The 22,112-nt window shown below is 66.4% G+C and carries 20 protein-coding genes; 9 read left to right on the top strand and 11 right to left on the bottom strand.

Translation table 11 applies throughout. From position 1 onward, the window contains the following. Positions 1-218 (bottom strand): hypothetical protein (locus DB30_RS41555; protein ID WP_205633028.1); only part of this gene is annotated, 218 nt, incomplete at its 3' end. A 174-nt stretch (positions 219-392) separates the two neighbouring features. Between DB30_RS41555 and DB30_RS20140 the strand changes: the two genes are divergently transcribed. After that, positions 393-1,364: a hypothetical protein gene (locus tag DB30_RS20140; RefSeq protein WP_052551418.1), complete on the top strand. Its 972-nt coding sequence runs from the start codon at positions 393-395 to the stop codon at positions 1,362-1,364. A gap of 1,171 nt (positions 1,365-2,535) precedes the next feature. After that, entirely contained in the window at positions 2,536-3,750 is a 1,215-nt protein-coding gene (locus DB30_RS20130; protein WP_240480280.1) for a hypothetical protein, read from the top strand. Positions 3,751-3,917: 167 nt separating this feature from the next. On the opposite strand, the gene DB30_RS20125 is transcribed toward DB30_RS20130, so the two are convergent. Next, positions 3,918-4,673 carry a hypothetical protein gene (locus tag DB30_RS20125; protein WP_052551414.1) on the bottom strand — a complete coding sequence of 252 codons (756 nt, stop codon included), beginning with the start codon at positions 4,671-4,673 and terminating at the stop codon, positions 3,918-3,920. Between the two features lie 7 nt (positions 4,674-4,680). On the opposite strand from DB30_RS20125, the gene DB30_RS20120 reads away from it, so the two are divergent. Continuing rightward, complete coding sequence (locus DB30_RS20120; RefSeq protein ID WP_052551411.1) at positions 4,681-5,247, top strand: AMP-binding protein; 567 nt, start codon at positions 4,681-4,683, stop codon at positions 5,245-5,247. 63 nt (positions 5,248-5,310) lie between these two features. On the opposite strand, the gene DB30_RS20115 is transcribed toward DB30_RS20120, so the two are convergent. Then, complete coding sequence (locus tag DB30_RS20115) at positions 5,311-5,574, bottom strand: MafI family immunity protein (protein ID WP_146659768.1); 264 nt, start codon at positions 5,572-5,574, stop codon at positions 5,311-5,313. 258 nt (positions 5,575-5,832) lie between these two features. Beyond that, on the bottom strand, positions 5,833-6,684 hold the full coding sequence (locus tag DB30_RS20110) for a DUF445 domain-containing protein (RefSeq protein ID WP_052551409.1): 852 nt from the start codon (positions 6,682-6,684) through the stop codon (positions 5,833-5,835). 608 nt (positions 6,685-7,292) lie between these two features. Between DB30_RS20110 and DB30_RS20105 the strand changes: the two genes are divergently transcribed. Next, complete coding sequence (locus DB30_RS20105) at positions 7,293-8,135, top strand: hypothetical protein (RefSeq protein WP_146659766.1); 843 nt, start codon at positions 7,293-7,295, stop codon at positions 8,133-8,135. Positions 8,136-8,388: 253 nt separating this feature from the next. Here DB30_RS20105 and DB30_RS20100 read toward each other — a convergent pair whose 3' ends face one another. The 5 genes from DB30_RS20100 to DB30_RS20080 all read right to left on the bottom strand — a co-directional run bounded on the left by DB30_RS20100 (position 8,389) and on the right by DB30_RS20080 (position 11,286). Continuing rightward, positions 8,389-8,748, bottom strand: coding sequence for a hypothetical protein (locus DB30_RS20100; protein WP_052551405.1), 360 nt, complete (start codon positions 8,746-8,748; stop codon positions 8,389-8,391). An 11-nt stretch (positions 8,749-8,759) separates the two neighbouring features. Continuing rightward, positions 8,760-9,095 carry a hypothetical protein gene (locus DB30_RS20095; protein ID WP_146659764.1) on the bottom strand — a complete coding sequence of 112 codons (336 nt, stop codon included), beginning with the start codon at positions 9,093-9,095 and terminating at the stop codon, positions 8,760-8,762. After that, entirely contained in the window at positions 9,092-9,802 is a 711-nt protein-coding gene (locus DB30_RS20090) for a hypothetical protein (protein WP_146659762.1), read from the bottom strand. The genes DB30_RS20095 and DB30_RS20090 overlap by 4 nt, the downstream gene beginning before the upstream one ends. 205 nt (positions 9,803-10,007) lie before the next feature. After that, positions 10,008-10,337 (bottom strand): hypothetical protein, encoded by a 330-nt coding sequence (locus tag DB30_RS20085; protein ID WP_052551399.1) that lies wholly within the window; start codon positions 10,335-10,337, stop codon positions 10,008-10,010. Between the two features lie 256 nt (positions 10,338-10,593). Continuing rightward, on the bottom strand, positions 10,594-11,286 hold the full coding sequence (locus tag DB30_RS20080) for a TetR/AcrR family transcriptional regulator (protein WP_052551397.1): 693 nt from the start codon (positions 11,284-11,286) through the stop codon (positions 10,594-10,596). A gap of 267 nt (positions 11,287-11,553) precedes the next feature. On the opposite strand from DB30_RS20080, the gene DB30_RS20075 reads away from it, so the two are divergent. After that, positions 11,554-14,340, top strand: a complete 2,787-nt coding sequence (locus tag DB30_RS20075) for a GDYXXLXY domain-containing protein (protein WP_052551395.1) — start codon at positions 11,554-11,556, stop codon at positions 14,338-14,340. Here the strand turns inward: DB30_RS20075 and DB30_RS20070 are convergent. Further along, positions 14,313-14,975, bottom strand: a complete 663-nt coding sequence (locus DB30_RS20070; RefSeq protein ID WP_052551393.1) for an SDR family oxidoreductase — start codon at positions 14,973-14,975, stop codon at positions 14,313-14,315. The genes DB30_RS20075 and DB30_RS20070 overlap by 28 nt on opposite strands. A 90-nt stretch (positions 14,976-15,065) precedes the next feature. Here DB30_RS20070 and DB30_RS20065 point away from each other — a divergent pair, with 90 nt between their 5' ends. From DB30_RS20065 to DB30_RS20050, 4 genes are all read left to right on the top strand, one after another. Then, entirely contained in the window at positions 15,066-16,634 is a 1,569-nt protein-coding gene (locus DB30_RS20065) for a methyltransferase regulatory domain-containing protein (protein WP_052551392.1), read from the top strand. A gap of 24 nt (positions 16,635-16,658) precedes the next feature. Further along, positions 16,659-18,314, top strand: coding sequence for an IgGFc-binding protein (locus tag DB30_RS20060; RefSeq protein ID WP_052551389.1), 1,656 nt, complete (start codon positions 16,659-16,661; stop codon positions 18,312-18,314). Between the two features lie 301 nt (positions 18,315-18,615). Then, positions 18,616-19,278 (top strand): STAS domain-containing protein, encoded by a 663-nt coding sequence (locus DB30_RS20055; protein WP_052551387.1) that lies wholly within the window; start codon positions 18,616-18,618, stop codon positions 19,276-19,278. Positions 19,279-19,287: 9 nt separating this feature from the next. Then, complete coding sequence (locus DB30_RS20050) at positions 19,288-19,689, top strand: SpoIIAA family protein (RefSeq protein ID WP_052551385.1); 402 nt, start codon at positions 19,288-19,290, stop codon at positions 19,687-19,689. Between the two features lie 19 nt (positions 19,690-19,708). Here DB30_RS20050 and DB30_RS20045 read toward each other — a convergent pair whose 3' ends face one another. Further along, positions 19,709-21,991 (bottom strand): MMPL family transporter, encoded by a 2,283-nt coding sequence (locus tag DB30_RS20045; protein ID WP_052551382.1) that lies wholly within the window; start codon positions 21,989-21,991, stop codon positions 19,709-19,711. Between the last annotated feature and the right edge of the window lie 121 nt (positions 21,992-22,112).

The raw sequence follows: 22,112 nt of genomic DNA, 5'->3' as shown, positions 1-22,112 counted from the left end.
CACCTTCTCTTGCGGGATTGCGGGATTGCGGGATTGCGGGATTGCGGGATTGCGGATTGCGGCTGACCTCCCGCTGGCCCCTCGGTCGCATGTGCTGCGAGCGTGCTGTGACCCTGCACGCCCGGGCATTGGCAGCGAGCACGCCGTGATAGCCAGCGGCGCAACGACACGATGAACGCGTCGAGCACGTCGGCACACAGCTTGCGGTCGTAGCCCATCGCATAGCCCTGACACAGCGGCCGGTGCAAACTGGGAAGAAAAGAACCGCAACACGCTCGTCTTGGGTGCTGGGGGATTAATGTCGATTCCGACGACAGTCCTACTCATGCGGTCGAAAGACGCGAGTCGTGCACGCCTTGTCGAGCAGCGCGCTTCACGTTATGGCTCCGGGCATGCGCCGAACGACGATTCTGGCCACGACCCTCGCCCTCTTCACTCTCGCGGCCTGTGACCGCAGCGAGCCCGCACCCAGGTCCACCTCCAAGGCCACCCCGGGGCCCCCGCCCGAGCTCCTCGAGCTCGCCGACGGCAGCTGGAACAACCAAACGCTGACCCTCTCCGCGGGCCTCGTTGGGAGCGAGGCTGGACCCGAGTATCCGCCCACACTTCGGGTGTATCCGGAGAACGGCGCGCTGCACATGGTGGGGTCGACCTGGCCCGAAGGCACGACCGTCGAGCTCCTCGGGACCACGCTGACCGCCGAGCGCGACGGTCAGATCGTGGACGAGGTCCCCATGCGCAGCGGGCTCGGCAGCGTGGAGATCGTGCGCTCGCCCTCCCACGAGGACGAGCTCGACGTCGTCAGCCGTGTCGACACCGGCCTCGAGCTCTCGGTCGAAGTGCCGAAGTACAAGCCCAGGACCTACGAGCTCCCGCCGATCAACACCGGCGGCCTCCTTCGCGAGATCCTGCTCGGTGCCCGCTCGGGTCCCGTCGAGCTCGGGGACGAGCCGCCCGGGGCCGACGAGCTCGATCTAGCGATCTTCCCCCGGTCCCTGAGCATGGTCTTGATCGTGTGTCCCTCGTGCGAGCCCGACACGGTCAAGACCTACGCCGACATCGACTGGGTCGTGTTCGCGGACCACGAGCGCAGCGGCAAGACCCGCAAGTGCTCGTACATCGGGGGTCCCGTCGACGTGCCGATCGGTCAGTCGCAGGTGCGCATCTACGACCGGCGCACCGGTGAGCTCGTCGCCGAGAAGACCTTTCGTGCCCGAAGCCACTGCCCGAAGCAGGTCCTCGTCGACAGCTCCCGAACCCTCGGCCTCGACGTCGACATCCCGTCGATGGTCGACTGGGTCGGTAAGGAGCTCACCAAGCAAGCGAAGGCGCGGGCAAAGGCGAAGCCTGCCGAGACGCGCTGACAGCCCGTCGCGTGAGACCGTCGCCCCGCGTGAGACCGTCGCCCAGACGATCGTCGACGATCCGCCCTCCGGCACGAGCAGGCTGACCTGGGCGAGGCCGCTCTCGTCGTGGCCCACGGTGCGCCGGGTCGTCCCGCAGGGGGTCTCGATGGCGATGGTCAGCGGGCTCGCGCGAAATGCCGAGACCAACGTGTCCGAGTGCTCCAGCGCTTCGAAGACCAGGTCCTCGACTTCCTGTTCGAGCGCAACGCCCTGCTCGCCGCCCAAGAGGCCAAAGCCCACGCCCGAGCCAAATCATGACCCTGCAAACTCACTTCTCGGTCAACGGGGTTGGCGACGCCTCGCAGACTTCATCCGTCAGATTCCGCTCGAGTCCGAGCTCTACTGGCTGACCTACAGCTTTAGCCCGCCGACGGAGGTGCTCGACCTATTGCGCAGGCGCTCCGTCGTCGCTCGGTTTTTGTGTTGCCATCCAAGCTGCGGCCCGACGATCACCCCAAAGCACTGGGAGCGGTTCGAGACGGCCAATTGTGCCGAGGTCAAAGCCCTCCGGAGGCTGCCGACCTCGCTCGATGGCGATGAGGAATCGGGGGGGGGTGTTCCACGCCAAGGTCCTGGTCTGGCATCAGACCAGGCGAGACCGCTATGGCCTGGCGACGGGCTCGTTCAACGCGAGTGAGCGGGCCTGGGATCGCAACGCAGAGGTTGTCACGATTCACAGCGCCCGCGAAGATGCCATGGAGGCCTTGAAGTATGCCAAGAGGCTGTGGGCGCAGGGGGTCGAACTGCATGAGCGAGATATCGGCTCTCCGCTTCGACGCTCGACGGGGCCCCGGACGCGTCGTCGGTCCTTCGAAGACCTCGGCGCCATCGAAGGCTCGTCGCACGGAGCGCGACAACAGCGACTCCCACCCGCGAGGCCTCGGCCGCCGATCCGGGATCCCGAGTCGATCGCGGCGTTCGCCGGCGGCGGGTGTGAAGCTCACGGGCGAGCCACTGGATCGCTTGTTGGGGCATGGGCCCCGGGTCTTCGGTCCAGCCGAACCTTCGACGAGGTGCGCCGCGCGGGCTGGCTTCGTTCGGGGGCGACGTCGCGCCGAACGGGTCCTGTCCGGCAAGCGCAGGTAGGAAGGTGTTGCGGAGTGCGCACATGGCGAAATAGTCTGGAAGCATGTTGCCGCGGGCGAGCACCAGGGCTCTTTCGATCGCGCTACTGTTGGTCGCCTGCAACGGGCACTCGGTTGGCGCATCCGACACCAAGGGCGACGTCGGCGATGACGACGGCGAACGGTGCGAGGGTGCAGCCCTCGAGTTCGCGGACGTGTGCTTTTTTCCGCACTCCGTCGAAGCCATGGGCTTCGAACACCCCCTCGAACTCGACGGCGAACCGGGGCATGAACTGGTCGGACTCGAGGACGGCAAGGTCAGCGTCCACAAGTGGAACGGGAGCGGGTTCGACCTCGTGGGGGACGCTGAGACTCCTCCGAAGGTGAGCTCGCCGCTGCGGGTCGTCAGCGGTGAATTCGACGACGAGCCGGGGCTCGACCTCATCGTGTCCGAGACGGGCGAGTGGGCGACGCTGTACCATCTCGACTCGGCCGGTCGACCGACGCTGGTCCATACCACATCGTTCTCCGTTCCAGAGACGACCCATCCTTTCGAGGCGTCGGTGGCCGTGGGTCCCGACGCACAAGGCCGTTGGAGGGTCGTGGCACACTTCAACGACGTCGGAGAATGGGCGGCGCGCGACCGGCTCGCGCTGTGGGAGGTCCAAGGTACGACTCTGGTCGACGAACGCTTGGACCTTCCGACCGACGCTTGTGAACTCGGCGGTTGCATCGCCGGCGACTTCAACGGAGATGGTCGCCAAGACGCGGTGTGCACCATCCTGGACTACTGCAGCGATCCTTCGGCAGAAACGGAGATTATCCATGTCGTCCTGCTCGCGCAGGCTGATGGTTCGGTGACCGTGGACGCCTATCCGACGAGCGTGGGGCCGGGAAGTATGATGGAGGGAGACCTCAACGGGGACGCAATGGCCGACCTCGTCGGGCGGGTCGAGCTCATTTACCGCTTGGCTGACGGAGGGGGCGGGCTCGAACCCGGTGTGGTTGGTGAGCTGCCGCCAGCACCCGACATTCGATGGCGCGCTGTCTCGCTCGGTGACGTTGATGGCGACACGGACGGGGAGCTCGTGCTCGGTGAGCGAAACGATATGCTGGTTGTGCAGGACTATTTGGGAGACGCGACGACGCATGAACGCCGGACGGTGGAACAGTTCGAATTCGGCGCGAGCGTTGGTCGCCCAGTGGATGTCAACGGAGACGGTGTCGTCGAGCTGCCGGTTCTGGGCGATGTCTTGCTGGTTTCGAAGGTGGTCCCATGACCATGGAGCTGCCTCGCGCGTGCACTGTCGTGCCGTGCCTGTGCTTCTGCCTGGCGGGATGTCCAGAGGGGGGCGGGGAGGACAGCCAAACCGGAGAAACGACGGGTACTGGTGATGGCGATGGCGATGGCGATGGCGACGGCGATGGCGAGCCGAGTTGTCCCCCCTCACTGCCGGATGAGTACGTGCCGGGCCAGTTCGACATCGTGGCATTGCCGAGCTTCGCGCCATCCGAGGACAACTTCGACGACCTGCAGGCCCTCTGCGACCCCGCGGAGGTGGGCTTCGGATGGGAGGACCAAGCCATCCAGTGGGAAACGGTCAACGGAAACGGCGTCGATCTCCTCGTCTACCGCCCCGCAGACCCAGGTGGCGAATGGCCAGTCGGACAGTTCCCCGTCGTCTTCCACCACCACGGCAACGGTGGCCAGGACGGCGCGCTCTACGAACACGTTGCGAACGCGGTGGTCGATGACGGTGCGATCTTCGTCAGCGTCGGTGGCGAGCGCGCAGCGAACCCCGACCTGCGAGCGATGATCGACATCTGCATGCTGCGCTGGCTCTTCACCGCCGATGATTGGGATGGTTTCGGGCCGGGTACAGGTGGTGCAGCGAAGCTCGACGGCAACGTCATCGTGATGGGACACAGCAACGGCGGAGAGGGGGCTCATATCGTCAACAACTGGTTCGAGGAGCGGCCGTGGAAGGACGACGTGGAGGCCCCGGAACACCACATGCGGCTTTGCGGGATCGTTGGTCTCGCACCGCGCGGTGTCGAGGCAGGCGAAGCGCCCTTCTCCAGCGGGATCGGGATCGCCGGGCCGGCGACCGTGCCGTACCTGACCATTGAAGGCTCTGTGGACAAGATCGCCAACAGACCCGACGAGATCGCACGGGCGCTCGCCGATCTGGTTCAGCAACATCTACGGCATGGCCGAGACGGTCTTGTTTGTGTGCGGTGGGGGGCGCGACGCGGCGACGGTGCTCGAACTCGACGCTGGAGAGCTCGAGCGCGGGTACGTCCGGCCGCTCGAGGCGGGGGACGTCAGCACGCAGCGGCGGGTGCTCATCGGCTGTGGTCGGCCCGACGCCGCCGCCGGTGTGTCGATCGAGGTCGTCGACCGCCAGACCCGGCGCCGCTGCCCTGCGGGTGTCGTGGGTGAGCTGTGGTTGTCCAGCCCAAGCAACGCCGAAGGCTACTGGAGCGGCACGGAAGCGGACAACGCCGATCGCTTCCGTGCGCAACTCGTCGACGCCCCCGAGCGTGCCTTCCTTCGCACCGGTGACCTCGGCTTCCTCCACGACGGTGACCTGTTCCTCTGCGGTCGCGCCAAGCACGTGTTGATCGTGGGCGGTCGCAACGTCCACGCCCATGATCTCGAGCAGAGCCTCGAGCAAGCGCACCCGAACCGACGCCCCCATTCCCGAGCTTCGCTGAGCGAAAGTGGGCGCGAAGTGGTGACTCGAGCATGGCCGAAGGCCCAACTCGGGGCTTGACGGTACGGGTGATCGACGAGGGTCGAACAGGACTCCCCGCCCGGATCACCCGGATCACCCGGATCACAACCTCGTTTCAGCGAAGTCTCGCCAATATTCCTTGTCGACACCAGAACTCGTACATACAGCAACAAGCTCCGCGCGCAATCGAGGTTCCAGAACGACTCCCAGTTCACCCAGGTTGTCGCACAGAGTTTCTAGCGCCAGCACCGTTTCGCCATGCTCCACGTAACGCTTGACGTTCCCCAGGGGGAAGCTAGGAGCGTTCAACGCAACTGCTTCCAGCAACAACAAAATTTGGTCTTGATTTGTGTGTGAATTACTCATGATTTCGCCTATAGCCTCACGTACCCCGTGGTAATGCCTTCCCCCCCCGGTCCTGGCTCGATGATCACGGTAATATCGAGGCCGTGATCTTGACCTCGAACCTCGAAACGGACTGGGCGTCCCTTGGAGTTCACGGTGAGAGCACGTAGTGACGGTCCACCACGAGTAATTCGTGCTGTGTCGAACCCAGGTCCAGTGGTTTGTTTCCATGTCGACGAACGGGAGTTGGCCACGCGCTCAATCGAAGCGATGGCTTGATCATCGTTCCCAGGTATAAGGAAATGCGCCTTGCGTACTACCCCGGTTGGGGCCATGCCCAGAGCCTGGCTTCCCGGGATCTCCATCAAGAATATGCTTTCGGCGAGATGAAGAGACTCCGTACCCTCCCGCCTTTGCGGCGTCGCTCGCGTGAGCCTGGCTCGCTTGGACTTCAGAGTCCGAGGTACCACAGTTGCCCTTCTTTGGCTTCGAAAAGCGACACCATGAGTTCGTCTTCTTGTCGCGCCGGTACGTGTGCCCGTTCGGGAGCACCACCTCGCGGTCGTAGTGCTTACTCCCGATTTCGAGCGAAATCTCACGGCCGTCGGCATTCGCCACGTACCGCAGCTCGGCGTCAAACACCTCCGGCGCAAGCTCCGAAACGTTCTCGACATCACGTCCCTCCTCGAGGGCCTCGAGCGTCTCCTTGGAGACCTTGGAGGAGGACACGTCGGCATCCGCGTGCTTGGCGGCCTGTTGCCCATTGACCAGGTTCTCTAGTTCGTCCGCGCTGCGCTCGACATCCCCAGCCAGGCGCTCCACCCGGTCGAGGTCCGGATCGTCCTGCTCGAGCGCGAGCTCGAGCTTGGTCTGCTCGAACTCGACCTCGTCGAGCTTCCGCGTGATCGCCTTGTGATCGGCGAGCGCGGCGATCATGTCCGCGTCGAGTTCGTCGAAGTCGTCGAGCCGCCGCCCGATCTTCGCGTCGTTGGTCAGGTCGGGCAGCAGCTTCCGCACCCGGCGAAGCACGTCGTCGACCCGCTCGAGCACGGCGTGGGCCCCCTCGGCGATCTTCGTGCCGATCTTGACGCCGGCACGGACCAGGCTCGCCGCCGCGATCCGCTTGGCCAAGGCCTGCAGTCGAGGAAATTTCGCAAGCAACTCGGCGCCCTCGAGGCCTTTGAGCGCGGCGGAGCCGGCCCTCCGGTCAGGAGCCCGACCGCCACTTCGAAGAGCAGCGTCCCAAACAAGACCCCGAGCTTGTTCCCGTAGTCGTAGGGTTTGGAGGCGTTGAGCGCCGTGAGCTGCTTGTGCAGCATCTCCGCCGAAGCGCGACCGATCTCGAAGCGGAACTTCGGCTCGGAGATGACCTTCGGGATCATCTCTTCCATCGCCGTCCAAAACTCAGGCGTGAACAAGGAGGCGAGGGATACAAATGTATCGACGATGCTTTGCCGATCCCTTTACAAGAGGACCGGACTCGGAGTCGTCGATTTGGTCATTGGATCAGTGATCTGTCCCTGCCAGGCTGCCCCGCGGAGAAATGATCAGAAACTCTGCAACAAGGCCGTTCCCGGGCCGATGACCTCTACGTGGCCACGTCCGCGCAGAAGCAAGCCAGCGCCGCCCGCCGGGAGGCCAACCGGGCCCGGGGGGCGACGCGTGGCTACGATCGCGTCCGAGCTCGGCCGATCTACCCCGGCCGTCGCTACAAGATCAACCGGCGCTGCATCGGCCGAATGATGCTGTTCGCGCCGGGCGCCAATCCCACGGATCTCACCAACTTCATCGGGTATTGCCTCGCTCACAACGCTGAACGCTACGGGATCCAAGTCCACGCTAGCCTGTGGATGTCCGACCATCACCATACGGACGTGACCGATCCCGATGGCCATTTGGTCCCATTCAAGCAGCAATTGCACAGTCTGGTCGCCCGTGGCCGCAACGCTCGTTTGGGCCGATTCGACAGCGTCTGGAGCGGCGATGATCCCTGCGACACTCGTCGACCGACTGACGACGAGTCGCTGATGGATCTGGTCTACAGCCTGACCAATCCCGTGAAGGCGGGGCTCGTCAAGTGGTCGTGGCAATGGCCGGGGTTCAGCACGCTCGGCTGGCGGTTTGGCGAGACGCGGATCTTCGAGCGGCCTGATTGGTTCTTTGACAAGGCCGGCGGCATGCCCGAGAAAGTGTCGCTGACTTTAGTGCGGCCAGCGATCTTTCCCGAGCTCGATGACGACGCGCTGTATGCCAAATTGATGGAAGCGGTCCGCGAGCGCGAGCGCGAGATCCACCGAAGCATGCGCAGGCGAGGGCGAAAGTTCATGGGGGTGCGCAAGCTTGCCCGGCAGCGCTGGAGTGATGTGGCGCAGAGCGTCGAGGAGCGGTTCACGGTCGCGCCCAAGCATGCCGGGTCGAGCAAACGGCGGGTGCTGGTGGAGATCGGGCGGGATCGTGAGTGGGAGCGGCAGTATGCGGCGGCGCGGGCGTTGATGCTTGCCGGGAAACCGGCGGTGTTTCCTGCGGGGACGTACTGGCTGCGGCGGTTCGCGGGTGTTGCAGTGGCGGCGCAGGCTCCGTAGCGGGCGGGCGATACAGTGACGGCGGGGTCGCGCGAGCCATCCCGTCGTCATGTATTGGTTCGGCGGGGTTGAGCTGTGGGTCGAGCGGTGGATCGCCCGGGTTCTTGGGCTTCGGTGGTCGGAATTGGGTGTGAAATTGCGACTCGAACGTGGCCGGAGGGCCACCTCGAGCCTCCGCCCGGTCGGCCGATGAGGAAGACTCCCAGTCCGGCTCTCCCGGATCCCCGTCCGCATCCGGCAGATGAAGCATCGGTCATGACTCCCCGACCGACTCAGACTCATCATCAATGGTCGAAGTTTCCAGCAGGACAATGCCAGAGCACGAGGCCATCAGCCGCTGTTGGATCTCGTCCATATCCTCCAAATCCGACACTTCGAGCAGTACGCTGTAGTCTTTGTGGCGTCCGCGTACCCAATCAGCCCTCGCAGCAATGAAGTTGCTGAATAGAATCGCCTCCCTTCCTGAATCCAGCCGATACTTATAGTAGGCCCCCCCGAAATACTCGCTCCCGCGCTCTGAGAGTTCGAGGCCGAGAGCCTTCTCGATGATCGAGCGGGCATCAGTCAGACTCAACTCCGTCAGCCCATACACGTCGTAGCGATGCTGCACCATTGTCTTTTCTCCTAGAACCTGATCGTGTCCGCAGACCACTGAAGAGCGCGTTCCTGAGACTTGAATATCATGAAATTTACCTCACGCTCGGCGTTCCTCTCGAGCGTCCGATGGACCTTGTCCAAACGCATTTGTTTGATTTGCTTCGGCGTCAATGGGCCGATCCTAGCCGGGTTGGTTCCGATCTCAATGCCGAGCTTCTTTGCGCGAAGGAAGAGAGATTCACTCGCCAACGCAACGTCGAAATCGCTGTGAGGGCCAAATGCCTTTCCGGTGCTGAAGCTCTTGCCGGTCACCGCGCTTCCTTGAAGACTGGCTGTTGCGTCAGTGACGCCGGCCTTGCTCAAGCCCCTGTTGAGCTTTGTACCAAAATCAGCGAAGTCGTCGGCAGATGCGAAGCCGTCCGGCACTCCCCCCCTGCGGCGTCGCTCGCGTGAGCCTGGCTCGCTTGGACTTCAGAGTCCGAGGTGCCACAGTTGCCCTTCTTTGGCTTCGAAAAGCGACACCATGAGTTCGTCTTCTTGTCGCGCCGGTACGTGTGCCCGTTCGGGAGCACCACCTCGCGGTCGTAGTGCTTACTCCCGATTTCGAGCGAAATCTCACGGCCGTCGGCATTCGCCACGTACCGCAGCTCGGCGTCAAACACCTCCGGCGCAAGCTCCGAAACGTTCTCGACATCACGTCCCTCCTCGAGGGCCTCGAGCGTCTCCTTGGAGACCTTGGAGGAGGACACGTCGGCATCCGCGTGCTTGGCGGCCTGTTGCCCATTGACCAGGTTCTCTAGTTCGTCCGCGCTGCGCTCGACATCCCCAGCCAGGCGCTCCACCCGGTCGAGGTCCGGATCGTCCTGCTCGAGCGCGAGCTCGAGCTTGGTCTGCTCGAACTCGACCTCGTCGAGCTTCCGCGTGATCGCCTTGTGATCGGCGAGCGCGGCGATCATGTCCGCGTCGAGTTCGTCGAAGTCGTCGAGCCGCCGCCCGATCTTCGCGTCGTTGGTCAGGTCGGGCAGCAGCTTCCGCACCCGGCGAAGCACGTCGTCGACCCGCTCGAGCACGGCGTGGGCCCCCTTGGCGATCTTACGGTCCCGACTTCAAAGCCGATGTAGATCTCAGGAATGTCCCAGCCTGAGAACTTCGGCGATGTGAACGGAGATTCGTGCTCGAGGCTGTTGGCCTCGATGATGAAACCGTCGAGGAAGTCCGCATCGTTGGGCGCGACGAATTTGACCCCGAAGACCCCATACTCTTGCAGAGCCGAGATCAGTGAGCATTCGACTCGCACACGAGGCTCATACCGAAGCTGGCATCCTGAGAGAGAAAGACACCAAGGGCGAGATCGCCCTCGAGCTTGGTGTTGGCCCCGCTTGCGACGGCAGTCGGCTGGTTTCCGCGTTCGGTCGGGAGTGGCTCTAGCTCCGGTGTGGGCTCGAACGTCCCCGAGGTTTCTGGCCCGGCCTTGGCTTCCACCTCGCCCGGAACCGCCAACTCGGACTTGATGGTCTCCGCCCGCTCCTGCCCACAAGAAGATAGCCAGACGAGCAAAAAGCAGGTGCTCGAACGGGTCTTCGAGAGGAACGCTACGTTGGACATCGCGCTGGTCTAGCACGAAAGCCGACAGTGCAGCTGGATGAGGACGTGGCCTGGCCTACGCATCGGGCTCGTTGGTGTCGACGAGGCGTGTAGCTAGAGCCGCAAGTCGCAAGTCCGTGCCGGGTTATGCACGGCACTGGAACCCAATGGCTTCGTCGCGGCTCCTCGCAGTACGCCCGGTACAGCGTCGTCGCCGCTCCTCGCCCTTGGGCCTCAGCTCCGCACCTAACCCGGAACGAACTTAGGGTGTGCGGCACTAGGCTTCCGCGGGCACAGGCTCGGGCGTGTCGGCCCCGCCGGCGAGCATCGTGGCGAGCAGTGACGCCATGCGCTCGTAGGAGAGCCCCTGGCGGATGTCCTTCTCCGCCAGCGTGCCCGCACAAAAGGCCAGCGCGACGATGACCTTTGCGCGATCGCTGCGCTGCTCGGGGGTCAACACGTCGGCCGCAAATCGCTCGAGCAACTCTTCGTGGAAGCTGGTGCGCAGCGCCTCGTTGCGCACCGCTGCACCGCCGGCCAGCTCGCGGACTTCATCCAGCTCCGCGACAGCCAAGAGGATGTCGTGCTCGCCCCGGATGAGGCGGGCCGTGAGCGGCATCTGGTGGCCGAGCAGCAGCGACTGCTCGATCAGGCAGCGAAGCCGGTCGCGGGCTGGCCACGAGTCGTCGAGCAACTGCGAGATGCGATCGAAGTACTCCCGCTTCTCATTGGTGATCGCGTGCAAGAGCAGGTGGGCCTTGCTCTCGTAGTGCGAGTAGAGCGTGGGCTTGGTGACCCCGGCTCGCCGCGCGATCTCGGCGACCCCCGTCTTCTTGTAGCCATGCTCGACGAACAGCTCGGTCGCGGCGGTCAGGATCAACATCCGGCGAAAGTGCGCGGGGCTGCCGACCACGGCCCCGCCGTTCAGCATCGCGTCGAGCCGGGCCCGCGCTTGTGTTGCGGTCATCATCGGCGCGACGATACCGCAACCTTACTTGTTTGACTAGTTGAGTAAAGGCGGTAACTTGTTCGAAACAGCCACGGGGAGCCAAATGGACACCAAACTGATGATCGAGGTGTACCGAGCCTTCCGAGCGGGCGCCCCAATGGGCGACGTCGCGCTGACGAAGTTCGCGGCGATGAGGGGGTCCAGACAACGCGATCATCGCACGGCTCACTGACGTCGCGGGGTACGCCCACGGGGTCGATGTCGAGACCAGGCTGCTACGTTGTCGAGATGTCCGACTCCTCGGATGCCCTCCTCGATCTACCCGCCAAGCGTGGTCGCCTGCACGCGCTCGCGGCCGCGGGGATCCTCGGCCCAGCCGAGCTCGAGCGGGCCCTGACTGCGACCGGCCACCGCCCCACCGCCAAGAGCTGGTCCGCGTACCTCTACTGGCAGGCGCTGATCATCGGCGTGGTGTTGCTGGTCGCCGGCACGATCTTCTTCGTGGCGGCCAACTGGTCGGCGCTGCCGGGCCACACGCGCATGGCGATCGTCGGCGGCGCGATGCTGCTCGCAACCTTGGGCGGCGGCTACCTCGGCGACACACTGGCCGGACGCGCGGTGACCCTGCTGGGTGGCCTGCTGTTTGGGCCGCTGCTCGCGGTCTATGGCCAGGTCTATCAAACGGGCGCCGACGCGTGGGAGCTGTTCGCCGCGTGGACGGTCATGCTGATTGCCTATGGGGCGCTGTCTCGGTTCGTTGGCACCTGGGTGCTCGCGCTGGTCTGTCTGCACGTCGCCGCGTTCGGGTGGATCCATCAGGAGCTCGGCGCCAACATCTACGAAGGCACCGGCGCCCTGCCAGCCGCCGCGCTCGCGCTGCTCGACGCCGTCATCGTCGCGCTCGCCGAGCGCTTCACCTCTGGGCGCGATCGCGAAGTCATCGCCCGCGCCGCCGCGTTCGCTGGCCTCGCGTTGCTGGTGCCGTTTGGCGTGGTCACGATCTTCGAGCGGCTCCCCGAAGGTGGCGCGCCCGGGCTGGTCTTGCTGCTCGCCGGCCTCGCGGCGATCTGGGCGATCTATCGGGCCCGGATCCCCGACATCGGCATGCTCGCCGCGTTCGCCAGCGTCGTCACCCTGCTGGTCTCCACCGGGTTCGCGCGGGTCCTGTTCAAAGACGTCGGCGCCGAGCTGTTCGGTGTGACCACCCTGGGCGTGATCATCTGCGCGCAAGTGTGGGGCTTCACGCGCTGGCTGCTGAATTGGCGACGCGAGCATGGCCCGACCCACCACCCCGCCAGCCCAGCGCCCGCCGAGACGGGAGATGCGTCCGCAAGCGAGCGAGAAGCCCTCGCCCGAGCTGAGACCACCCTGCGCGAGCTGCTTGGGCTCATCGCCCCCACCCAGCTCGAGCGCGCGAGCACGCTGCCGCTGGCCGACGCGCTCCACGACAGCGAAGCCAGCGACGCCCCGGTGTTGGTCCGGCTGTTCACGGCGATCGGCACCTGGATCGGCGCCGCGATGATCGCCACCTTGTTCGCCGCGATGGAGCTGTACCGGGTCGTCCCGCTGGCGCTGGTCCTGGGCGCGGGCTTGTTCGCTGGCGCGATCAAGTGGTCGCAGCGGCCCCGGCGATCGCTGGTTGTCTCGCAGGTGATCTGGGCGATGGCCCTTGGCGCGCACGGGCTGATCGCAGGGGCCCTCGCCAAGGCCGACCTGCTCAGCGACAGCATGATCGCGTTCACGTGGATGGGGCTCAACATCGCCACGATGTTCCTGGTCCGCGTACCTAGCTTCCAGCTGGCCTCGGCCGTGTGCGCGGTTGGGTTTGCGACCTGGTGGGCGCTCTCGCTCGAGCTGCCCATGTTCGCCCTGTGGGTTGGCGTGCCAGTGGCCGCGCTGGCGACCGCGGCGTGGATCCGCGAGGTCCCGTGGGCGGCCCGGCTTGGGCGAACTTGGACCGCGCTGGCCTACGGCCTGCCGATCGGCGCGCTGATCCCCCTGTCGGTGATCTCGGTCGGCCACACCTGGGTGGATCCGACCCTGCGCCTGGGCCTCGTCGGCCCCCTCGCCAGCCTCACGATGCTCGCGCTGATCGGCGCGGTGGTGTGGCAGGCCAAGCGCGAGCAAGCCAGCGCGCTCGCGGGCCGGGCCTACGCGCTGGGTGCGATCGCGCTGCTGCTCGGGCTCGCCACCCGCCACGTCCCTGGCCTGAGCCTGGCGCTCGTGTGGCTGTTGCTCGCGCACCTGCGCAAGAGCAGGGGCTTGCAGACGCTGGCCTCGATCCAGCTCGGCTGCTTCTTGTTCCTGTTCTACTACCAGCTCGAGACCACGCTGCTGCTCAAGTCCCTGTGGGTGATGAGTACGGGCGCGCTGTTGTTGCTCGGGGCGTGGCTGGCACGCCCGCGCAGCGACGAGACCCGCGCCGACTCGGGCCCCGAGCGAAGCTCGCGTTGGCTCCCCGCGATCGTGCTGTGTGTCGTGAGCGCAGGCCTGGTGATCGGCGCGAGCCTGCAAAAGGAGCGCGTGCTCAGCACCGGGCAGACCGTGCTGCTGCCGCTGGCCCCCGTGGATCCGCGCTCGCTGATGCAGGGCGACTACATGATCCTGCGCTACGAGCTCGAAGACGAGCTCGACACCGGGCGCGCCGGACAGCGCGAGCTCATTCGACCGATGCCTGGCCAGTTCGAGCCCGACCACGAGGCACTCGAGCCCGAGCCGCCAGCCGTGCCCGCGCTACCGTCCACGCTCGTCGGCCAGCCCCGCCGCGGTCGCCTGGTGCTCACCGTTGACGGCGATCGGGTCGGCCACTTCGCGCGCTTCGACGACGGCAGCCCGCTCGCCGCGGACGAGCTGTTGCTCGAGTATCGCCAACGCAACAACCAGGGCAGCCGCCTGCGCGTTGGCGCCGAGTCGTTCCTGTTTGAAGAGGGCAGCGACGATCTCTACGCTAACGCCCGCTACGGCGAGCTGGTCGTCGCCAGCGACGGCGAGTCAGTGCTCGTGGGCCTGCGCGACGAGGCCCGGCGACCGCTCGGCGTCCCCCGCCACTACCAGGGCAGGCGCTCGCCGTTTTGATGCCAGAACCCGCCGCTGGTCTCGAGCGAGAGCTCGTCGATCCGCGCCAGCAACCCGCGCGCCGCGTCCTTGGCCTGGGTGTCCCCACGCCCGCCGGTCATCTCGGTCTGCACCCAACCCGGATGCAGCAGCGCGACGGCGATACCAGCTGGACGAAGGTCATGCGCCAGCGACACCCCGGCCATGTTCGCCGCGGCCTTCGACATGCGGTAGCCGTAGCTGCCGCCCGAGCTGTTGTCGGCCAGCGAGCCCATCCGACTGCTGACAATCGCGATCTTCGCGCCCGCACCCAGCCGATGTTTGAGGGCGGTCACCACCCGCAGCGGACCGATCGCGTTGACCTGGAACTGCCGCTCGATCGACTGAAAATCGAGGGCATCGAGGCTCGTCCGGGCAAGGATGCCCGCGTTGTTGATCAGCAGGTCGAGCGCCAGATCCCCCAGCCGCTCGTTCAGGCGCTCGAGGCTGGCGCTGTCGCTGACCTCGACGCCGGTCTCGACCTGGACACCAAGGGCGTCGAGCTCGGGCGATGAGCTTCGGCAGGCGGCGACGACATGGTCGTCACGCTCGTTCAGCAGTCGCGCGAGCTCGAGACCGATCCCGCGGTTGGCTCCGGTGATGAGGATGTTGGCCATGGGGGGGAGCCTACAGCTTCTTTCACGCGCGTGAAGCCCGGCGCGCGGGCGACGACACCCAGCGGCGTGCGGTACTAGTCGTGGCTCGCGATGCCGGACTCCTACGACAGCGTCCCGTACACCAGCTACGCCTACCCCTACACCCACCCGGATCTTCTGTGCGTGCTGGGGCGGCTGTTTGGGCTGACGCCAGCGGCGCCAACGCGGTGTCGGGTGCTCGAGCTCGGGTGTGCCAGCGGCGGCAACCTGATCCCAATGGCGGAGCAGCTGCCCGAGAGCACCTTCGTTGGGATCGACCGCTCGCGCGTGCAGATCGATCGCGGGCGCGCGTTGGTTGGCGAGCTTGGCCTGACCAACATCGAGCTGCAGCAGGGCGACATCATGGCCCTCGACGCCCAGACGCTCGGCAGCTTCGACTATGTGATCTGTCATGGCGTGTTCGCCTGGGTCGCGCGCCCGGTCCAAGATCGGATCCTCGCGCTGACGGCCGCGCTGCTGCGCCCGCGTGGGCTCGCGTTCATCAGCTACAACGTGTACCCGGGCTGGCACATGCGCGAGATGGTCCGGCGCATGATGCTGTTTCACCTGCGCCGGTTTCAGGGCCCGCAAAAGCAGGTCGAGCAGGCCCGGGCGCTCGTCGACTTCGTGGCCAGCTCGGCCAAGCACGCCGCGGCGCCCGATGATCCCTACATGCTGCTGCTCGAGCGCGAGCTCGCAACCATCGAGGCCATGCCCGACGCGTACCTGTTTCACGAGCACCTCGAGCGCGACAACTCGCCGCTGTACTTTCACGAGTTCATTGATCGCCTGGGCCAGCTGCCGCTGCGCTACCTGTGCGACAGCGATCTGCACCTGATGGTCGATCGGGACATGCCCGAGGAGGTCCGCGAGACCCTGGCCCGGATCGCCACCGATCAAGTCAGCATGGAGCAGTACCTGGACTTCGTGCGCAACCGGCAGTTTCGGACCAGCGTGGTGTGCCGCAGCGAGTCGGCCCCGCAGCGGCGCCTGCAGCCCGCGCGGGCCCAGTCGCTGCGCTTTTGTATGGACGGCGGGACCAGCGAAGCCGCGCCCTCGCTGGCCCCAGATGTCAGCGTGGGGTTCGCCAGCTCGACCGGCGCGCGGCTCAGCTCGCCCGCGTCGCTGACCAAGGCGGCGTTGATCGAGCTGGGCGAACGCTGGCCGGCGAGCCTCGCGTTCGACGAGCTGCTCGCGGCCGCCAGCGCACGCGTGCAGGCGGCCGGGTTCACGGTCGAGCCGGACCGCGAGCGGCTCGCCGCCGATCTGATCGAGTGTCTGCTGCGCAAGGCCGTGACCGCCCGCATCGACGAGCCACCGCTGACCACGAAGATCCCCGACAAGCCGCGCGTGAGCGCCTTCAACCGGATCATGGCCGCGCGCGAAGGCTGGCTGGCGACCCACCATCACAGCCGCTTCGAGCTCCCGGCACCGCTCGCCGAGTTGGTACCGCTGCTCGATGGGACCCGCGATCGCGGCCAGCTCATCGCCGAGATCGCCGGGCTCGTCCGCACCGAACAGCTGAGCATTCGGACCAAGGCCGGCGCGACGCTCGAGCCGGGTCCACAGCTAGACGGCGCCTGCGCGAGCTTTCTCGACGAACAGCTCGCCAAGCTGGTGAAGCTTCCGGCCTTGATGTAGCGCCAACGAGTACAATCCGCCGCGATGCGCCTGTCATGGCCCCACGCTTGTCTACTGCTGTCCACCCAAGCGCTCGCGTGCGGCATCGGCCGCGAAGCCGACTCGGGACCCGCCGCGACCTTCACCCTTGGCCAACAAGACACGACCGAGCCAAGCGACGAGCTCGGCACCGAAGACACCGAAGACCCTCCGACCACGGGCGACGGCGACGGCGACGATCAAGGCAACGATCAAGGCGACGGCGACCCCAAGTTCGATCTCACAGCCACCCCCGACGCCGAGCTGCCGCCGACCGGCCCGATCCCGACAAACTGCGCCCAAGCGCTGCACGGCACCAGCACGGTTGGCTGCCGCTTCTACGCCGTCGATCTCGACACCCACGACGCCGCCGAGTCCGTGCAGTTCGCGGTCGTGGTCTCCAACGTGCAGACCCACACGCCCGCCACGGTCACCGTCGAGCGCAAGAACATGGCTGGCGTGTGGTCGAGCGTCGCCGGCCCCACCGTCGTGAACGCGCTGGACCTGCACAGCTTCGAGCTCCCGGATCTGCACCAAGACAAGAGCGGCAAGCGGGTCGGCGGCGCCTATCGGATCAGCGCGGACGTGCCGATCGTCGCGTACCAGTTCAACCCCGTCGACGGCGCGACCTCGTACCTCTCCGACGCCTCGATGCTGTACCCGGCCGCGGCCTGGGATCACATCAACCACGTGGTTGGCTGGCAGCCCAACGAAGACGGCTTCGGGCTGCAAGGCGCCTACGCCACGATCGTCGCCGCCCACGACGGCACCCAGGTCCAGGTCACCCCCAGCGTCGTCACCCTAGGCGCCGGGGGGGTCCCTGCCGGCCAGGCCGGCGTGCCGTTCATGATTAGTCTCGACGAGGGCGACATCGCCGAGGTCATGACGCAATTGATGGGTTCGACCCTGAGCGGGACCAAGATCATCAGCGACGAAGACCACCCGGTCGCGGTGTTCTCGGGGCACGAGTGCGCGTTCGTGCCAGCCAACCTCGAGGCCTGCGATCACCTCGAGTCGCAGCTCGCGGGCGTGCGCAGCTGGGGGACCCACTTCATCGCCTCGCGCATGCCCGTGCGGGTCCCAAACTTGCCCGAGGCCGCAGCCTGGCAGGTCTACGCGTCCGAGGGGCCCACGACCATCACCTTCACTGCCAGCCCCGGGGTCGTCGGGCTGCCAGCGCCGCAGATCGTGCTGCAGGCCGGCCAGATGCAGCCCTTCTACGTGCGGGGTCCAAGCGGCACCCCGGGCGACTTCGAGGTCCAATCCGACAAGCCGATCGCCCTCGTTCAATACATGATCGGCGGCGACGGGTTCGGCGGGATCGGTGATCCAGCAATGGTCCAGCTCGCCCCGATCGAGCAGCAGCTGCAGCGCTACGTGGTCTTGGTCCCGGACACCTGGATCAACGACGTCGCCGTGCTGACCCGCAGCGCGGGCGCCCCGATCACGATCGACGGGGTCCCGGTCGCCAACAACCTGTTCGTGTCCGTGGCCAACAGCGGCTACGAGGTCGCCCGCGTGCCCGTGAGCGACGGCGTCCACGTGCTCGATGGCGGCGACGCGCCGTTCTCGGTCCTGATCGTGGGCTACGACGAGTACGACAGCTACGCGTACTTGGGCGGCACCGGGACCGAGCTCATCAACCCTCGAGCACCTGCTTGAGCCGCGCGAGGTCCTTCATGTTCGCCCGGCGCCGCGAACTCCGAAGGCGTGCCCGCGCTGCGCAGCGTCATCTGCGTGGATGCCCCGCCCTCGGCCGGCGCCCAGGTGTGGGTTGTCGTGATCGGGAACGGGGTCGGGGGTCGGGGACAAGCTGACTGACCGCCGTCCCACACCGGATCGCGCGGCCCAGCCGTTGTGGTCATCGCCCAACACCCGCGACGCGATCCCTGCTATACGATGCGACGAGCCAGTGAGGTGCGGCCAGGGTGGCCCCGCTCGCTGGCGCAGATCGGTGCTGAGGATGTCCGACGACCCCCGCCTCGAAGTCTCCGCTTCGCGCATTCAACAGCTGGTTGATGTCCTCTCGCTGTTGTCGTTGGGTCAGTACGATCCCGCGCTGACGCAGATCCAGGTCGGGGCAGAGGAAGACCAGATGGCGCTCCTCGAGCAGAGCCTGAGCATCTTCGTGCGTGAGCTGTCCGAGGCGCACGCAGAGAACGACGCGCACATCTCCCAGCTCGAGCATCAAAGGCTCGAGCTCGAGCGAAAGCTCGAGCTGATCAACCGGCAGCGCGCGGCGATCAGCGAGCTCTCCACGCCGATCCTCGAGCTCTGGGACGAGGTCGTCACGCTGCCGATCATCGGCCTGGTCGACACCGGGCGATCGCTAGAGATCACCGAGCGGCTGCTGCAGCGCATCTCGGACACCGGCTGTCGATACGTGATCATTGACGTGACGGGGCTCGACGTCATCGACACGATGACCACCGACCACTTCGTGAAGATGATTCGCTCGGCCCAGCTATTGGGCGCCCACTGTGTCGTCACAGGAATGAGCTCCAACATCTCGCAGACCATGGTCGGCATCGGGGCCGAGCTTGGCGGGGTCACGACCTTGCGAACCCTCAAAGAGGGGCTCAAGCACTGCTTGCGTCTGCTCTGGGCCAACACCGCAAACGGCTGAGCACAGATCGTGGAAGCCAAGATCGTGGGCCGCACGCGCCTCGCCACCGTGGGCTCGAACACCCTCCACCTGCAGTGGCATGGTGACATCGGCGCCGCTGAAGTCACCGCGATCGAAGCGTACAGCGCCGCGCTCAGACAAGAGCTTGGCGGTGACGCGCAAGTCTACGCGCTGGTCGAGATCGGTGACGACGTCGGGATCTCGCGGGACGCTCGCCCCGGGATCGGGACGCTCGCCCGCGAGCAGCCCTGGGCTGCGACCGCGCTGGTCGGCGCCCGCTACGAGGTCAAGGTGCTGATCGAGTTGACGCTCAACGCGACACGACTGCTCACCAAGGCCGTCCACGACGTGGCGTTCTTCGACACCAACGCCGAGGCGCGAGCGTGGCTCGCCGAGCGCGGCGCGTGCTGAACGGCCTGCGACCGCTCGCTCAAGCTTCGCGCTCCGCCTCGCCCTCGCGCAGCTCGAGGCGCAACACTGCGCGCGCGCGCGTCAGCCAGCGCGGCGCCCACCAGTTGCGCTTGCCGAGCAGGCCCATGCTCGCCGGGACCAGCAGCAGCCGGATCAGCGTCGCGTCGAGCAGGATCGCCAGCGCCATGCCGATCCCAAGCTGCTTCATGAACACCAAGGTCCCCGCCGCCAATCCAAGCAAGAACACAATCAGGATCACCGCGGCGGTCGTGATGATCGCTCCGGTCCGCGTCAGGCCTTCGACGACGCTGCTCGAGTCGTCGTGATCGCGCAGCCACGCCTCGCGGATCCGGCTGAGCAAGAACAGCTGGTAGTCCATCGACAAGCCAAACACCAAGGCGAACATCATCACGGGCACCGTGGGTTCGATCGTCCCGATCGAGCGATAGCCCAGCAGCTGCTCGAACCGACCGTCTTGGAACACGAACACCAGCGCGCCAAAGCTGGCCGTCAGCGACAGCGCGTTTAGGATCACGGCCGCGAGCGCGACCACCGGGGCGCCGAACGCCAGCAACAACACGAAGAAGCTCGACAGCGCGACGGTCAACGCGGCCCACGGCAGCCGTGCCGCCAGCGCCTGATCGATCTCGCGGGCGTGCGCCGCCGTGCCAGCGAGCGCGACCTCGAGTCCGTCCGGTGCCCGGGCCTCGATCGCCGCGAGCTGAGCCCGGGCCTGTGGCGACGAGCTTGGCAGCCGGCTGACGACCCGCAGCAAGGTCGCGTCGTCCGCGACGACCGCGTCGAGTTGAGCCTGCAGCGCGGGCGGCAGCCCCGGCCCCGCGAGCAGCTCGGCAATGGGTAGTTGTTGGCCCGCGCCCAACATCGAGTTGATCCCGCTGACCGCGACGACGCCGTCAATGGCTTCGAGTCGCTGGGCGAACTCCTGTACCGCGGCGAGGGCATCGGGCGTCAAGATCGACTCGCCCGAGCGGGTCGTGACCAGAACCAGCTGGGTCGCGCTGGGATCGACCGCGAATCGCTGGCTGTCGCTGACGGCGTCGTGGACCCGATGAATCTCGCTGGTTGGTGGAAACATGCGGGCGTCGGCGGGCGCCGTCTGCAGGCGCAACGCTGGCGCCCCCGTGAGCAACAGCGCGACCCCGACCACGACCACGACCCACCCCGGCCGTCGCGTGACCGCGGCCGCGATCCGTGCCCACCGAGCTGGCGTTGCGTCGCGGTCGTGCACGCGCGCGAGCCGGGGATCGATCGGACCGCCGCCCAGCACCCCTGCCCCAGCGACCCGGTGGCCAAGCAACGCCAGCAGCGTGGGCAAGATGATCAGCGCCCCGATGTTGGCGAGCACGACGACCAAGGTCCCCCCCCACGCGATGCTGCGCAGCAGCGAGATCGGCACCCACGCCAGCGCGAGCAAGCTGACGATCACCGCGATCCCAGAGAACAGCACGGTCTTGCCCGCGGTCACCAAGGTCCGCCGCAGCGCGACGTCGACCGGGTTGCCGATCGCCAGCTCTTCACGCTGGCGCTGGACGATGAACAGCGAGTAGTCGACCGCGAGCCCAAGCCCAAGAAACACGACGATGTTCAGGGCAAACAGCGACACCGGGGTCAGCTCGGCGAGGGCGCGCAGCAGCGGGAAGGTGCCGGTGATCGCAAATCCGCCAACCACGACCGGCAGCAACGCCGGCAGCGGTCGACGAAAGTAGACGAGCAAGATCAGCAAGGCGATCGGCAGCGCGACCAGCTCGGCCCGCTGAAGGTCTTCGCGCGCCAGCTGCTGGGCGTTGACGTTGGCGGTCAACGGACCCCCCAGCGCGACCTCGAGGCCGTCGACCGAGCGCGCCGCCGCTTCGAGCTGTTCGAACTCGGCTTGCTTGGTTCGGTCGTCACCGCGAAGCGAGACCAGCAGCAGCGCCTCGTCTTGGTCCCGCGACAGGCTGATCGGCAGCTGCTCGGGGCCGGTCACCTGGGTGACCTGAGGCAGGGCCCGGAGCCGATCCTGCAGCGTACCCAGCCGCTCGCGTGCGCCAGGATCGGCGACCAACGAGGCGTGATCGCTGTCGCTCGCCAAGATCAGAAGATCGACCTGGGCCGCGCCAAACCGAGTCGCGAGCTGCTCCTCCGTCTGCACCACCGTGCCCCCGCTGACGGCGAAGCCGCCGGGCTCGAGCGCTTGGATGGTCCCCGGTGCCATCCACAGCCCCACGATCACGGTAGCGATCAACGCGATGAGGCCGACCCATCGCAGCTTCAGTGTCGCCCGAGCGAACCCGCCTGCCATGCCCGCAGACGAAGCAAGGCACGTGCCTGGGGACCGTGCGGTCCAACCAGCGCGCGGCTCGACCAAACGAGAGTCGGCGGGCCCTTCAAAGAAGAGCCCGCCGATCCACGTGACGAGGCGT

Origin of the sequence: Enhygromyxa salina (assembly GCF_000737335.2) — a bacterium.
Lineage (GTDB): Bacteria > Myxococcota_A > Polyangia > Nannocystales > Nannocystaceae > Plesiocystis > Plesiocystis salina_C.
This window is presented reverse-complemented; position numbering and strand designations above follow the sequence as displayed.